This window comes from Kaistella flava (ex Peng et al. 2021) (genome assembly GCF_015191005.1).
Taxonomy (GTDB): Bacteria; Bacteroidota; Bacteroidia; order Flavobacteriales; family Weeksellaceae; genus Kaistella; species Kaistella flava.
This window is the reverse complement of the sequence record NZ_CP040442.1, coordinates 1,454,343-1,467,996: the sequence shown is the minus strand read 5'-3', so window position 1 is coordinate 1,467,996 and position 13,654 is coordinate 1,454,343. Positions and strand designations below refer to the sequence as shown.

Sequence of the window (13,654 nt, the reverse complement as noted above, 5' to 3'; positions counted from 1 at the left end):
AATTTATTGAATCATAATATGTAAAAATGCTCCGCTGCTCCCGCTGGAGATTGCAACATTACAGTCTCGCTACCGACTATGTCAATTACCTGGTAAATTTCATATTAAAATTTTTCAAATTTTAGTTAGGGCTTTCATAAAATAAATGGATAAAACATATAGGTTTCAAAATATATTAACTTACATTTGGTTACATAAAACAACAAATTATACCTATGAGAAGAATTCTACTATTTTCCCTTTTAGTTTTTATTATTTCCTGTAATCGTAATGATGAAGATTTACTTATTACACAAAAACAAGGAAATCATCTGATATCTAAGACTCAAATTGAAAAAATTCTGCTTAGCAAAAATTTTAACGAGAAATTCTCGAAATCCCGTAGAACCGGGAAAGTATTTGATAAAACTATTAGCACGATACAAACTATTATTAGCAAGGGAATACCCATTTTTTATGCTGTAAATTACCAAGAAGGTGGATACATTATTATTTCTGCGGATAACCGTTTAAATCCTATTCTCGCTTTATCGGAAGAAAACACTTTTGATTACAATTCGGCAAAGTCACAAAACGGCATAGGAATGTGGCTAAGTTTACAGACTGAAGCAATAGAATACATTAGGAATGAAAATCCAGCCCAGAGTGAAGAGGTGGAAAATGCATGGGATGATATAGCTTCTAGCGCACCACCGGATGATACATCTGGTTCCATCACAACATACGTAGATGCATTAACCACCACAAAATGGGGACAAGGTCAAACTTATAACGATTATACTCCGATTGGTAGCTGTGGTTTACATACACTTACGGGATGTGTGGCTACAGCCATGGCGCAAATAATAAAGTATAATGAATACTCTGGTATTAATAATTACAATTGGTCCTGGATGCCTGATGATTTTGGGACGAGTGAAACTTCCAGACTGATGCATGATGCAGGATTATCTGTTAATATGAATTATGGCTGTGAAGAATCGGGAGCCCTAACAAGTAACATTCAAAGTGGTTTTGCACACTTTGGTTATGTAAACGCGAAAAAAACGTCAAATTTGATTGCCAATTGGATAACGAACGATTTAGCCTTAAATAAGCCTGTAATTCTGACTGGAGGAGGACATGCATGGGTTTGTGATGGTAGCTATACCCACAGTGAGTGGGACGCTGATGGTGGCTGGACAATTCAACTATTTCATATGAATTGGGGTTGGAACGGCAATCAAAACGATTATTATTCTTTATCATCGCTAAACCCTTATGGCCTTGACTTAAGGGATAAATTAACGGTTTTTTATAATTTATATCATCTTCCAAATTAACTACAATATATTTTTTAAAATGAGAAACTTAATCTATACTGGTGTATTATTTAGTATGCTTTTAAGCTGTGACAGAGATAGTGTTAAGACTGTTGACCCAAATTTTGCAATTGAATCAGTAATGTACATCTATGTAAATGACGATGCCGGAAAAAATTTAATTGGAACCGCAAACTATAATGAGGAAACTATTAAGGTTACTTATGAAGAGCCCTCTTCTCCGTCGCAGGATAAAAAGTATGTGTTATTAACTGATTTAAATGGCAACAAGTTTATAAAACTCTTTTTAAATTTAGGATCACATGATTCCTTATCCTCGACTACGTTAGTAAAATGGAATGAAAACAATCAGGATTTACTGAGGGCAGAAATATCAAAAAATAATAATTCTGCTATAGTTGAAAAAGTATATTTGGGCGATGATTTAATTTGTCCAGATAGAGATCATATGACTGTGACCTTAATAAAATAAGAGTTAAAAATACTGCTAAATGAAATCCGTTCAAATTGATATTGAAACGGATTTTATGTATGTTTTTCCTACAAGACTTTTTGTTTGCAATATATTTCTACAATGTAAATTTGTCAATAATTAGAATACTGAGGACTTCTTATTCAACAATTCGGAGATAGCACCGTAATTTTGAAAGCGTTGTACAAACCTTCGTTTGTGCAACGCTTTCAAAATATCAAATAATATCTGATTCTTTCGGTTGCAAAAACCTATCGCATAGTAAATTTAAAATGCGATACGTTTTTGCAATTATTTGTAGATTTACTTCTGAATTTTATTTTATCATTTTATGCTTATAGGATATGCGCGGGTTTCTACCCAACTTCAAGATAACGCCACTCAAATTGATGCCCTTAAAAAATCCGGATGCGAAACTATATTTGAAGAAAAAATGTCTGGCGGAAGATGGGAACGTCCAAAACTGCAGGATCTTTTAAAACATATTCGGAGAGGAGATACCGTTGTTGTTTGGAAGCTGGATCGTCTCTCCAGATCCCTGAAAGATTTGCTTTTCATTATGGATCAAATTGAAGCTAAAGGCGCCGGCTTTAAAAGTCTTACAGAGTCTATTGATACTACAACATCAGCAGGAAAAATGATGATGCAAATGGTAGGCGTTTTTGCAGAGTTTGAACGGAATATGCTCAAAGAACGCACCATGAAAGGTTTGGAATATGCCAGGGAACAGGGTAGAGTTGGGGGTCGCAAACCGAAATTTAAACCCATACAAACAGATGAAATTATTAAACTTTACAAGAAGGGAAAAGCGGCTGCTGAATTAGCGGAACTTTTCAGTGTACATAAGGCGACGGTTTATAGGTTATTAAATCGCAAATAAAAGCTTCTACAAATTCTTATATATGTTTAGTCTATAATATGTAGACAAAGTAATAAAGCTCTCGACGCGTCCTTTCATAATTGTACTTTAATACCTAAAATGAAATGTTTTTGGGGAATATTTTTATAAATTGTAAATATTTTTGAAAAATAATCCCATATTTAACAAATTTTAATATATTAGTCTCAAACTAAATTTAAAATTATGATAAAGAAACAACTCTTGGGAATTGCTATTATTAGCACCTTCGCAACCTTCAATTCTTGTAGGGAAGAATTAATTATGAATGATGTTACTCAGCCACAAGCTCAAATCGAAGGTGCGGTAACGAAAAATGGGAGATTATATTTTCCAAATAAAGAATCTTTACAAGATTCTTACGATAAATTGAAAGATGCAAAAGACGACGTAATTGCAAAATATATAGATAGTAAGAACATAATATCTTTAAGACCTATTTTAACTAAGGATAATGAAAATCTTATTGCAAAAAAAATGGCTACACGAATAGAACTGCTAAAATCAAACAAGAGGTTTATGGCTTCAAAAGGAGCGTCATATAGAATCGAAAATAATGAAGAGATTGAGGATGATATCGATGATCTTGAAGAAATCATAGGCGATGACGCATATGCTGCGTTTTTAGACAGTAGAGCGGAAATTCAAGTAGGAGCTGAAATTTTTAAATATACCGACGCGGGATTATTTGTAGTCAAAGCTGAAAAGTATAATGATTTGTTAGAGTATCTGGCTGTAAATAATATTTCTGACGATTTACTGTATCCAACAGATCCCGAAGTTATTGGAGAATTTATAAATAATAAAATTCCAGAACAACTAACCCCTGTAACAGAAGATATTGACTATTTCAATGCCAATCGTATTGCTGCCAATGGAGGCAATACCAACACTGGAGGTGGGTCTACTGGCGGAGGCAATAATCCACCTGTTAATGACCCAAATCAGCAGATGGCTAATTTCATTAATAATCTTCCAAATTGTAGTCCTACAAACGGTCTTTTTGATGGTATCTTCGGAGATAGTGACATTTGTACAGATAGGTATGAATCAAAATATAGGGTTAAAACTAAAGCGTACAACTATAATTATTATTTGGTTTATAATTTAGGGGTTAAAATTAAACATCAATATAAAGGATGGACTGGGTTTTGGAGACAAGATGATTGCCAAGAAGTAAGATTGGGAGTTATTTCTGGACAATTTGCATATGATTATTCTTCTTATTTTCAATACCCTACTACTCAATACAATATAACAACAATTTACAACAACAATAATCGTCTGATGTTTGATTCAGCAGTAAATTGGTCGCAAAACGGATTAAATATTTTAGGCTACTCAACACAGGGTTTTCCGAAAATTTTGCAAGATGATATCGTAATTGAACAATATGGAAATAACCAGTATATCAATCAAGCTATACAGGCAGGAAATAAAAATTTAACAGCAGATAAACTCAATCAACAATTCTGGGCTAATCTAATTCCAGCATTAGGTGGCTGGTGGCAAAATTTAGGACATACGACGCCTGTAGCAAATAATATTACATATATGTATAAAGCCCCCACTTACGGCAAAATATTAATCCAGAAGACAATGTTTCGAAATGCAATAAATTCTAGCAAGATCGAAAAATCATTTGATTGGGGGTTTCAGGTTGGCTTTACGTTAAACCCTGATAATGGAAATATCAAACCAGAAACAAGTGGTAATGCACTGAAAAAACCTCAAGAATTTAGAGTATTAATGTACGGTATTGCTAAACGAAATGGACAATGGCACGGTAGTAAGATTAATACTATAAATAACTAAGTGATGAAATATTTAATTCTATTGTCAATATTCTTTGTGACAGTTTCCTGTCAAAGAATTATCGATCAGAAAATATTTGATGAGGAATTAAGCAATTATACATCTCCATACCAAGGTAGTTGGTATGGAGATTATACGGGTACTTCTTCGGGTAGTTTAAAAATAACAGTTTACAAAGCAGGAAATATAGAAGTAGTTAGGACACAGCACAATTATAGTGAAACCTTTTTTGGGCAGGTTTATGATAATGGTGTCATTAATAACGCAGTATCAAATTCCGGATTTTCTTTAACTGGAAATCTAAATACAGTTTCTGGCATATGGAAAATATCTTCAGAATCAGGGACATGGACAATTAAAAAACAATAAAATTCAATATGAAAAAACTTTTTCTTCCAATTTTTGGAAGTATAACTATATTTGCTAATGCACAAAACAACGAAGTAAGTGTTGAAAAATCAATTTTCAATATACAAACAGGATTTGTTGGCATATGGGTAAATAATGAATTCAAACTATCAAATTCAATAGTTTTACATTCGGAGGTAGGTATAGAACCAACTTGGTTTGTAGGACAAGGTTCACAGTGGCATCCGAATTTTAGATTAGAACCACGTAATTATTACAATTTGACAAGAAGGACTGAAAAAGGACTAGATATCTCAAACAATTCAGGAAATTTTTGGGGTATTGCATTCAATTATAGACCAGATACTATTATTTTTTCCAATGAAAAGGGATTAAAAGGTATCGAAAGTTATTCCATTGTTCCAAAATGGGGAATAAGGAGAAACTTGGGTAAAAATTTTAATTATGAAACAGGCATTGGTTTTGGTTTTCGCCACGAAACTAATTATGGGAATTATGGTGAAATAGATTTACATTTTAGAATAGGATATTCTTTTTAAATAAATGAAAATCGCTTACAGATGATCTTATTCTTTAATTTTATAATGCTCTTTATGAAAACATCTATGTGATTAAGATAGGTTCAAAACCTCTAATAGAGCTAGGGCAATTGGAAGAAAAAGAATAGTTACCACTCGCTGGAAAGCCTAAAAATCGCTATAAAAAATCAGTGAGTAGATTATAAGATTTTCAAAATTGAAAGCATAACGATTCTTTATTTTTGCTTATGAAATTAAAACGCATGAAAATTATCCTTATTAGGGGAACAATGAATTCCGGTAAAACAACGACTGCAGGACTAGTGTATTCTGAATTAGTTAAGATTTCAGAAAAGGAGCATACATTTAACGGAAAGAAAGTTACTGAAAACAGTCTGCAGTTCAATAAGAAAAATGAGGTAATAGATTTTACTTCAATTTTGATAATCGGAAAATTGAGAGTTGGGATAGTAAGTGCGGGAGATATTGCTATAGATCTGAGATCTAATATTGAAATAATGATTAGTTTAGATGTTGACATATTAATTTGTTGTGCTCGAAGTCGAAATCAAAAAGGTTCATCTTATAGAATGATTTCAGATGATTTTTCGAAAGAACACGAAATCATCGCAGAGTTTTGGATAGAATTTAGTAATGATTACGAAAAAAAGGACAGCGTAAAACAAACAACTGTAAAAAAAATAATTGACTTAATAAAATCAATATAAGAGCTTGTGTACACAGGTTGATTTAGTTTATGATATAATTACGAGCATAGAATTCTGGGTAAGCTTCATTGTAGAGCGATTTATTAATGAATGTCTAAAACTTAAAACTATGAATATCTTTAAAAGCGTAATTGTCGGAGTGGGTGCTATTGTGTGGAGCCATACACAAATTCGACTCGTAGGATGGATTAAACGAAATTAATTTACAAGATGATAGTAAGGGGGTTCGAATCCCCCTCTCACTCTCTCTCTTAATCTTGTGATGCTATAAAGTAGAAATATAAAAAAATTACCATTATAACTTTGAAACATTAAATTGTTCAATTTTCTAAAGAGATAATATCATTAATATATTTCAAATTATATCAACTTACCTAACCTCCAATTTATCATATTTATCAGAGAAATGAACTATCAAAATTTCTATAAACCTTCCCATGAGATAGCCAAAGGATGGCTCAAAATCTATTTTTTTACCATCTGATTTCGTAATGTAGAATATAAGTTGATTTTCATCGCTGTTTTTGAATGGTTTTACAAATAAATTATCTTCCCACTGACCTGATTTAGTGCTGTGGAAGTACATTGTGAATTTTTTATCATCTAATTTTATTTCCCATGTTGGAAGATCTTTTGATATTTTGTTCTTAATGCTTTGGCTTAATTTATCTACGGAATCAGTATGTAAAATAATTTTCATGGTTTTGATAGTTTTTAAGATTTATTATATTTTAAATTTTGTGCATATTTAGTATGTGGCGAAATTTCCAGAATAAATTCTTTAGATGCCGCATCATAACCTAGACTTTGAATAATTTCGTCAGTAACCCAAATAATATCTTTCCCATCATTACCTTGGTCTTTTAATTTTTCTAAAATAGGTTTTTGCTCATCATTGATTAAAAGATCAAATACATCATATATAAACATTCCTTTTCCACCCATGTCTAAATCTAGTATAGGTGTTTTCACAGTTTTTTTAAATTTATAATCTATATATCTAAACTCTGGTAATGGTAAAATTTTTGGAGTAAGTAGTTCCTCGCAGAACTCTCGCCAAGGAGATGTTTCCCTATCTTCTTTAGATTCATACCATTTAAAAAAATCCAAAACGTTTTTGCCTTTAACGCGAACTCTTAAATCATTTTTAGCAATTCCTTTATCTGTTTCGAAATTTCTGTCACGTTTAACATCTAATTTTTCAAAAATTTTTTCAGACCCTGGTAATGTTTTATAACATCCACCAACTGGTTGGTAGTAATCTCTCTTTCCACTTTTAATTAAGAGATATTTATTTTCTACTTGGATTCGAAATACATAGGAGATAGAAAGTCGAATTTCTTTATTTCTATTCACAATTTTAGTATTAAAATACAATCCAAGTTTTCCCCAATTATTATATAAGAAATTTACAAATAGAGTTAATATTATAGTTATCCCTCCTCTAAAATAAGCTGAATCAAAAATATTCTCTTTATCAAAAAAACCTATTATTATCAGTAAAAGTGGAAGAGTTATTTTCGCAAATGTATCTTTCATATAATTTTGGGGCTTGGTTTAAGTTTTTTAATCGTTTCAGATATCGTTTCATAATCCATAGCCTTTGTAGGAAAACATTTTGCTACAGCTTCAGGCAATATTCTTAATCGTATGTCTGAAAAAGAAAAGGCAAGTCCATCATTTTGCTCCTCTCCGGATAAGTTCGCCAATTCTTTAAACTCCTTATCTGTAATTTCAACACCATCAAGCGAAGTTTTAAAAAGAAGTACCCTTTCTTCAAAAGTTGGACGTTCGAACTCTAAAATAATTGCAGCCCTTCTCACAATAGCCTCATCCAGAAAGTGCAATCTGTTCGTGGACATGAATAATATTGCCCGACCATTTAATTCACGGATTTCATCAATTTTTTGAATCAATGTATTTACAGCTGCTTTCTCTTCCTGATGCATCTGCATAGTCGATCTCGTTGAAGCAATTGCATCAGCCTCATCAATCAAAAGAAATGCTATTCTTTTTTTTCCTGCTTGGTTTTTAAGTTCTTCAAAGGCATCATTCACTAAATTTCCCATTTGACCATGAAGACCTTCGCCTCTAACTCTTGTACTTAACTTTAGAAAAAAACCGTCCTTTTTTAAATCTCTTAACATTTTATCTGCAATGGCTTCAGCAGAAACAGTTTTACCTGTTCCCGCATCACCTGTTAATATAATTAAAGGATATTTGTCCTTTAATTGCGAAATAACCGGAAGTTCGATTTTATGAAATTTTTTACTCCACTCAATAAGACCTTCTTGATCCAACAATAATTTCAGATTTGAAAATATTCTGTTATATTTATCTTCAAAACCAATTAAGTGTTTAGTTCTTTCGGCAATTTCTCTGTTCGGAAGTTCTGTTATATTATCGAAAATTGTGCTCATGATTATTTAAAATTCTTTTTTTGTAATTCATATCCATTGCTTGCGTATAACTGCGCATCCGTCTGTTGTAGATGTGGAAAATTATTATTTATATTTGAACTGCTCCAACTACATTTTAATTCTTCCTTAAAATTATCTTTTTCATTAGAATTCAGATTATGCCATTTCTGTGTATAATGTAATATTGCTGATAATGAAGTATTGTCGGTATCTGGCCAATCATTATTCTTTCCAGCACGGTCGCTATCTGTAGCCTTTCCCAAATCATTTATTATGAATTTTGTGGCTTTTACTGGCAAATTGGTACTATTATTTATTAAAGTAATACTTACTGATTCTAAATAATCATTTTCAGCAAGTTTAAGAATGTCATGAAAGACTATATTAACCTGATCCATTGTCCACTTATTAGTGCGTCTGGCAATAGTTCTGATATCTGCTTCACAATTTTCAAATGCCTTTCTTACATCAAGAACTGTGTAAGTATTTGTTTTTGTATTTGTTCCGTACATAGTTTAATTTATTTAATGTTAAAGGTTGGACCGAAAACTCTTTTCCACTCTTGGATCGTATCTCCCTCATTATTTCTTGCTTGAGCAAAGTTTAAAGTATCAAAAGCATCTTCAGCTGCTTCTATAATTTCATTCCATTTAGACTTCGTCATTCTTTTAGCAACATTATTCTCCTTGTTTGTATTATCCGCAATGTAGATATGTGATTCATAACTTGCGGGAACCTGACGAATAGAATCTTTAAATACTATTTCGGGAAATTCTGTAGTGCTTACAAATTGAAAAAATCTAATAATGCCTTCTTCTATATTTGTTTGAATACCCATATTAATGTCTAAATATGCAACAATCAACTCTATTGTGAAAGATGATAATCCCGGCTCATTATCTGAAGGTTTTAACTCACTATAATTTCTCCACCATTTGATTGATCGTACTATTGCAGTATAAGAAGGATTTTCCTGTCTTCTTTCAAGGGAAAATCCTAACTGTTTTGATATACTTGTTATGTATTTCTTTCCATTACCATGTCTACTCGGCTGCCAAACGTAATTTTCAGGAGTGCTTAAATGCACCACTGGAACTATGTCCAAACTTAAACCGGAACCAGAAAAATATATGGTAACAGATTTTGTATTTCCTGCAGCATCCACATCTTTTGAAATATCTTTTTGTGGGTATATTTCTTCTAAATAGCCAATAATAAAATCAAAAAGACCTCCAATATCATTATGAATATTTTCATCGCCCTTTACAAAAAGTACGAGATCAATGTCTATTGGGTGATCTCCAGAAGGCTTTAAGATGGTTCGCTTTTTCCAAGAACCGGAAATAATATATTTTTCCACTTTTAAGCCGTGTCGGTCATCTTCAGATATCTTTTTATCTAATTTGTCTTTTAGGTTATTAACTTGATCTCTATACTTTCCCATATTTTCGGGCTGGAGCTTAATTTTGTTTACAAAAAACTGTAATTCTTTATCGGATAATTTCATAAATTTTAATTATAATATTTCTAAATTGATAATGACGTACTTTTTGATTAGTACAACTCAAGATGCAAATATAACATTTTTATAAAATATATTACGATTTTTGATTAAAAGATCACAAATATTAATATATTTGTACAATAAAATAAAATAATGTACACTGAAATATTAAGAATAATCGAAGGAGGATTGAATAAAGACCTTAAGAAGGTTAATAACTACTCGAAAATTTTAGCACAGAAACTTGACAAGGATGGCGACAGCAAACTAGCCAAGTTAATACTTAACACTTTAGACAGTAAACCTTCATCTATCGTATCAATGGATTCACTTATGGCAGCACCAGTGGATCAGGAGAGCAGAATGAACATTGTGGATATTAGTATGCCTTCTAAAAGTGATAGTGAGATAATTTTACCAAAAGTAATAACAGACAAAGTAGAAGATTATATTAATCTTTACAGCCATCAGGACGAATTGATTAAAAATGGACTTGAGATTTCAAACTCATTGTTATTACACGGAATTCCAGGAGGGGGGAAAACTAGTATTGCTAAATACATTTCTGCCAAAACAGGATTGCCTCTAATTACAGCGCGTTTTGACGCAATTGTTTCTTCCTTATTAGGAAATACTTCAAAGAATATCCGCAAAATATTTGAATATGCAGATGAAAAACCCTGCATCTTATTTTTAGATGAATTCGATGCGATTGCTAAAGCACGGGATGATCAGTATGAATTAGGAGAACTTAAAAGAGTTATAAATAGTTTACTTCAAAATATTGACACATTTTCTAAATCAAACCTGTTAATAGCAGCTACAAATCATGCAGAACTCCTTGACAAAGCAATATGGAGAAGGTTTAATACAGTAATTGAAGTTGGTTTACCAACAAATAGTGAGACAGGAAAACTCATTATGAAATTTATTCAAGATTTAGATAACGATTTTCTACAGGACGAAAAAAAACTAGATAGAATAATCAAAAATTTAGAGGGAAAAACACCATCTTTCATTAAAACTCTTTTTAATAATATAGTTGCACAAAAAATTATTAAAAATAAGAATATATTGTCTTATGAAGATGTTCTAATAGAAATATTTGAGGTAAATCATTCAACTTCTAACCCTGCTGATTTAACAGTTTTCTTAAATGAAAATGGCATCACTCAGGAAAGGATTGCACACCTAATGAACGTATCTTTAAGACAAGTTAGAAATAATCTAAACACAAAATAAAATGGAAAGGAATTTACCCATAAAGTTTTTTCAGAAAAGGACAAACGATGAAAGAAATACAGAAGGTGGAGGAAGTTCATCTATACCAAAATGGTTTAATGAAGATATTGTACCTCAAAAAGCAGAGCTTTTTATGCAAACTTTAAATGCTATTTCGGGCGACATTTTAGAAAAAAGAAAAAATGGAAACTATTTGCCTACAGTAGTAAAATTAAAACTTAATAATGATGCTTTAGCAAAAACATATAGAAAAGAAATTGCCAAAGTTTTCAATACTCAAAAAATCAATATCATTGGCTTAAATTATATTGATGAAGTATTAGTGAAAATTGAAGACGGAAAAGAAGTTGAAAAAATTAATAAAAAAATATCTGTTGCACAAAAAGCTTCAGGAAGCCAATCTTTGAAGATTGGAATTGATGCAATAGAAGAAATAGAGGAGTTTGTTCCTGAAATTGAAATTAATTTTGAAGATATAGAGGATGAAGCATTAAAGGTAAAATTGTTTAATTATGGTGATTCCGAACTGAATTTAATGGCAATTAGATCTTTTGAGAAATTTTGTAAGGAAAGAAATATTAGTTTCAAAAGAACATTATATTCCGCTGATCTCAACATATTTAAAGTACAAAATATTACAGCCGACAACTTTGATGAATTGACAGAATTTTCTGCTGTACAACTTATTACAGAAATGCCAAAATATTACGTAACACTTGATGAATTACAGGGTGATAATACCATTGAAATCAAAACACCAGAAGAAGACAAGGATTATCCTATTATAGGTGTATTAGATAGTGGAATTGCAAATATTCCTCATTTAAAACCGTGGATATTAGAAGAAACCTTTAGTAAATACCATGAAGATGATATTGATAAAGCTCATGGAACTGCAGTTTCTGGAATAATTATATATGGGGATGAACTTGAAGAAGAAAACTACACGGGATTTCGAGGAGCCAAACTATTTGAAGCAATTGTTTTTCCCAATAACACTACACAAGGGTTATCTGAAGACGAACTAATTGAAAACATTAGAGAGGCTATCAGTGAGAATAACCATATAAAAATATGGAATTTGTCCCTTGGCACAAATAAAGAGGCAGATACCGCAGAATTTTCAGATTTTGGAAAAGCTTTAGATGAAATTCAGGATGAATCTAATGTACTGATATGTAAGTCTGCTGGAAATTGCTCTAATTTTAAAGAGAATAAACCACGCAGTAGAATTTCACAGTCTGCTGATACAGTTAGAGGATTAGTTGTTGGTTCAATTGCCAAAAATAAGAATGCAACGGATCTATCGGAAAAAAATCACTCTTCGCCATTTTCCAGAATTGGTTCTGGTCCCGCGTTTCTAATTAAGCCTGATTTATCACATATTGGTGGAAACGCAGGATTAGACGAAAATAATGTACTTATACTAAATCCTGTTTATACTTTTTCCAAAACAGGTGAAAGAAAAGGTGTGGTCGGAACCAGTTTTTCTACGCCTAGAATTTCATCTATTTTGTCTGGCATAGACAACTTATTAAGTGGTGATTTCAATCCATTATTACTTAAAGCGCTAACAATTCATTCCTCGAAATATCCAGAAGAAATGAAAATGACAATTGATGAAAAACTAAAACACGTAGGTTTTGGTATCCCTTCTAATATACAAGATATTTTATTTAATCAACCAAATGAAATAACGCTAATTCTTCAGGACAATCTTGAAAAAGGAAGTTTTATTGAAATTTTAGATTTTCCATATCCACAATCTATGATTGATGATGACGGATATTTTTATGGAGAAATTTCTTTAACATTAGTAACTTCTCCAATATTGGACTCTTCTAATGCGGCAGAATATTGTCAGTCTAATATTGATGTTATGTTTGGATCATATGATGTAAAAAAAGACAGAGATACGTCTAAAGCAACCGTCATCAATCCAATTGGAAAAGAAGGTGCTCAAAATTTACTTTCACAAAATTTATATAGCAAAACAGCAATTAAAAATTTTGAAAGCGCTTACAATAAGGAAAGAGTCTTAGTTGCGTATGGAAAAAAATTTCAGCCAGTGAAAAAATGGTCTATTAATTTAGATGAATTCACACCAACAAATAAAGAAAAGTTTTTACAAAACCCCAAAAATTGGTTTCTAAAAGTAGAGGGTTTATTTAGAGAATTTATTGAGACAAAATCTGATGCGCAAAGAATCTCACCAAGTCAGGAATTTTGTCTGATAATAACTATTAAAGACACTAAAAAAGAAGGCCATATTTATAATGAAGTAACGCAGTTATTGGATGCTAATAATTTCGTTCATCAAAACATAAAATTAAGACAAGACGTAAGAGTACAGTTAAAAAATTAAT

At 31.6% G+C, this 13,654-nt stretch carries 14 protein-coding genes; 9 read left to right on the top strand and 5 right to left on the bottom strand.

Annotated elements, in window-relative coordinates; all coding sequences use genetic code 11:
• The first annotated feature begins 215 nt into the window (after positions 1-215).
• The 7 genes from Q73A0000_RS06700 (at position 216) to Q73A0000_RS06670 (ending at position 6,122) form a co-directional block, all read left to right on the top strand.
• Positions 216-1,322 (top strand): C10 family peptidase, encoded by a 1,107-nt coding sequence (locus tag Q73A0000_RS06700; RefSeq protein WP_193813298.1) that lies wholly within the window; start codon positions 216-218, stop codon positions 1,320-1,322.
• Between the two features lie 19 nt (positions 1,323-1,341).
• On the top strand, positions 1,342-1,794 hold the full coding sequence (locus Q73A0000_RS06695; protein ID WP_193813297.1) for a hypothetical protein: 453 nt from the start codon (positions 1,342-1,344) through the stop codon (positions 1,792-1,794).
• A 331-nt stretch (positions 1,795-2,125) separates the two neighbouring features.
• Positions 2,126-2,674 carry a recombinase family protein gene (locus tag Q73A0000_RS06690; RefSeq protein WP_193813296.1) on the top strand — a complete coding sequence of 183 codons (549 nt, stop codon included), beginning with the start codon at positions 2,126-2,128 and terminating at the stop codon, positions 2,672-2,674.
• 204 nt (positions 2,675-2,878) lie between these two features.
• Positions 2,879-4,507 carry a hypothetical protein gene (locus Q73A0000_RS06685; protein WP_193813295.1) on the top strand — a complete coding sequence of 543 codons (1,629 nt, stop codon included), beginning with the start codon at positions 2,879-2,881 and terminating at the stop codon, positions 4,505-4,507.
• Between the two features lie 36 nt (positions 4,508-4,543).
• Positions 4,544-4,876 carry a hypothetical protein gene (locus tag Q73A0000_RS06680; protein ID WP_208458812.1) on the top strand — a complete coding sequence of 111 codons (333 nt, stop codon included), beginning with the start codon at positions 4,544-4,546 and terminating at the stop codon, positions 4,874-4,876.
• A gap of 8 nt (positions 4,877-4,884) precedes the next feature.
• Positions 4,885-5,415 carry a hypothetical protein gene (locus Q73A0000_RS06675; protein WP_193813293.1) on the top strand — a complete coding sequence of 177 codons (531 nt, stop codon included), beginning with the start codon at positions 4,885-4,887 and terminating at the stop codon, positions 5,413-5,415.
• A gap of 242 nt (positions 5,416-5,657) precedes the next feature.
• The gene (locus tag Q73A0000_RS06670) at positions 5,658-6,122 is read left to right on the top strand and encodes a hypothetical protein (protein ID WP_193813292.1); all 465 of its coding nucleotides are present in this window, start codon (positions 5,658-5,660) and stop codon (positions 6,120-6,122) included.
• Positions 6,123-6,492: 370 nt separating this feature from the next.
• Here Q73A0000_RS06670 and Q73A0000_RS06665 read toward each other — a convergent pair whose 3' ends face one another.
• From Q73A0000_RS06665 to Q73A0000_RS06645, 5 genes are all read right to left on the bottom strand, one after another.
• Positions 6,493-6,822 (bottom strand): hypothetical protein, encoded by a 330-nt coding sequence (locus Q73A0000_RS06665; RefSeq protein ID WP_193813291.1) that lies wholly within the window; start codon positions 6,820-6,822, stop codon positions 6,493-6,495.
• Positions 6,823-6,836: 14 nt separating this feature from the next.
• Entirely contained in the window at positions 6,837-7,661 is an 825-nt protein-coding gene (locus Q73A0000_RS06660) for a hypothetical protein (RefSeq protein ID WP_193813290.1), read from the bottom strand.
• Entirely contained in the window at positions 7,658-8,425 is a 768-nt protein-coding gene (locus tag Q73A0000_RS06655) for an AAA family ATPase (RefSeq protein ID WP_244140832.1), read from the bottom strand. The genes Q73A0000_RS06660 and Q73A0000_RS06655 overlap by 4 nt, the downstream gene beginning before the upstream one ends.
• 119 nt (positions 8,426-8,544) lie before the next feature.
• Entirely contained in the window at positions 8,545-9,054 is a 510-nt protein-coding gene (locus Q73A0000_RS06650) for a hypothetical protein (protein ID WP_193813288.1), read from the bottom strand.
• Between the two features lie 8 nt (positions 9,055-9,062).
• On the bottom strand, positions 9,063-10,049 hold the full coding sequence (locus Q73A0000_RS06645) for a CBASS oligonucleotide cyclase (protein WP_193813287.1): 987 nt from the start codon (positions 10,047-10,049) through the stop codon (positions 9,063-9,065).
• Between the two features lie 150 nt (positions 10,050-10,199).
• Between Q73A0000_RS06645 and Q73A0000_RS06640 the strand changes: the two genes are divergently transcribed.
• Complete coding sequence (locus Q73A0000_RS06640; protein ID WP_193813286.1) at positions 10,200-11,288, top strand: AAA family ATPase; 1,089 nt, start codon at positions 10,200-10,202, stop codon at positions 11,286-11,288.
• Between the two features lies 1 nt (position 11,289).
• Entirely contained in the window at positions 11,290-13,653 is a 2,364-nt protein-coding gene (locus Q73A0000_RS06635; protein WP_193813285.1) for a S8 family peptidase, read from the top strand.
• Position 13,654: the final 1 nt, after the last annotated feature.

What these genes read in the sequence shown, in the direction of transcription:
- Q73A0000_RS06700 (WP_193813298.1), top strand. Translation starts at nt 216, where the DNA reads ATGAGAAGAATTCTACTATTTTCCCTTTTAGTTTTTATTATTTCCTGT.
- Q73A0000_RS06635 (WP_193813285.1), top strand. Translation starts at nt 11,290, where the DNA reads ATGGAAAGGAATTTACCCATAAAGTTTTTTCAGAAAAGGACAAACGAT.
- Q73A0000_RS06640 (WP_193813286.1), top strand. Translation starts at nt 10,200, where the DNA reads ATGTACACTGAAATATTAAGAATAATCGAAGGAGGATTGAATAAAGAC.
- Q73A0000_RS06685 (WP_193813295.1), top strand. Translation starts at nt 2,879, where the DNA reads ATGATAAAGAAACAACTCTTGGGAATTGCTATTATTAGCACCTTCGCA.
- Q73A0000_RS06665 (WP_193813291.1), bottom strand. Translation starts at nt 6,822, where the DNA reads ATGAAAATTATTTTACATACTGATTCCGTAGATAAATTAAGCCAAAGC.
- Q73A0000_RS06670 (WP_193813292.1), top strand. Translation starts at nt 5,658, where the DNA reads ATGAAAATTATCCTTATTAGGGGAACAATGAATTCCGGTAAAACAACG.
- Q73A0000_RS06660 (WP_193813290.1), bottom strand. Translation starts at nt 7,661, where the DNA reads ATGAAAGATACATTTGCGAAAATAACTCTTCCACTTTTACTGATAATA.
- Q73A0000_RS06690 (WP_193813296.1), top strand. Translation starts at nt 2,126, where the DNA reads ATGCTTATAGGATATGCGCGGGTTTCTACCCAACTTCAAGATAACGCC.
- Q73A0000_RS06650 (WP_193813288.1), bottom strand. Translation starts at nt 9,054, where the DNA reads ATGTACGGAACAAATACAAAAACAAATACTTACACAGTTCTTGATGTA.
- Q73A0000_RS06675 (WP_193813293.1), top strand. Translation starts at nt 4,885, where the DNA reads ATGAAAAAACTTTTTCTTCCAATTTTTGGAAGTATAACTATATTTGCT.
- Q73A0000_RS06695 (WP_193813297.1), top strand. Translation starts at nt 1,342, where the DNA reads ATGAGAAACTTAATCTATACTGGTGTATTATTTAGTATGCTTTTAAGC.
- Q73A0000_RS06645 (WP_193813287.1), bottom strand. Translation starts at nt 10,049, where the DNA reads ATGAAATTATCCGATAAAGAATTACAGTTTTTTGTAAACAAAATTAAG.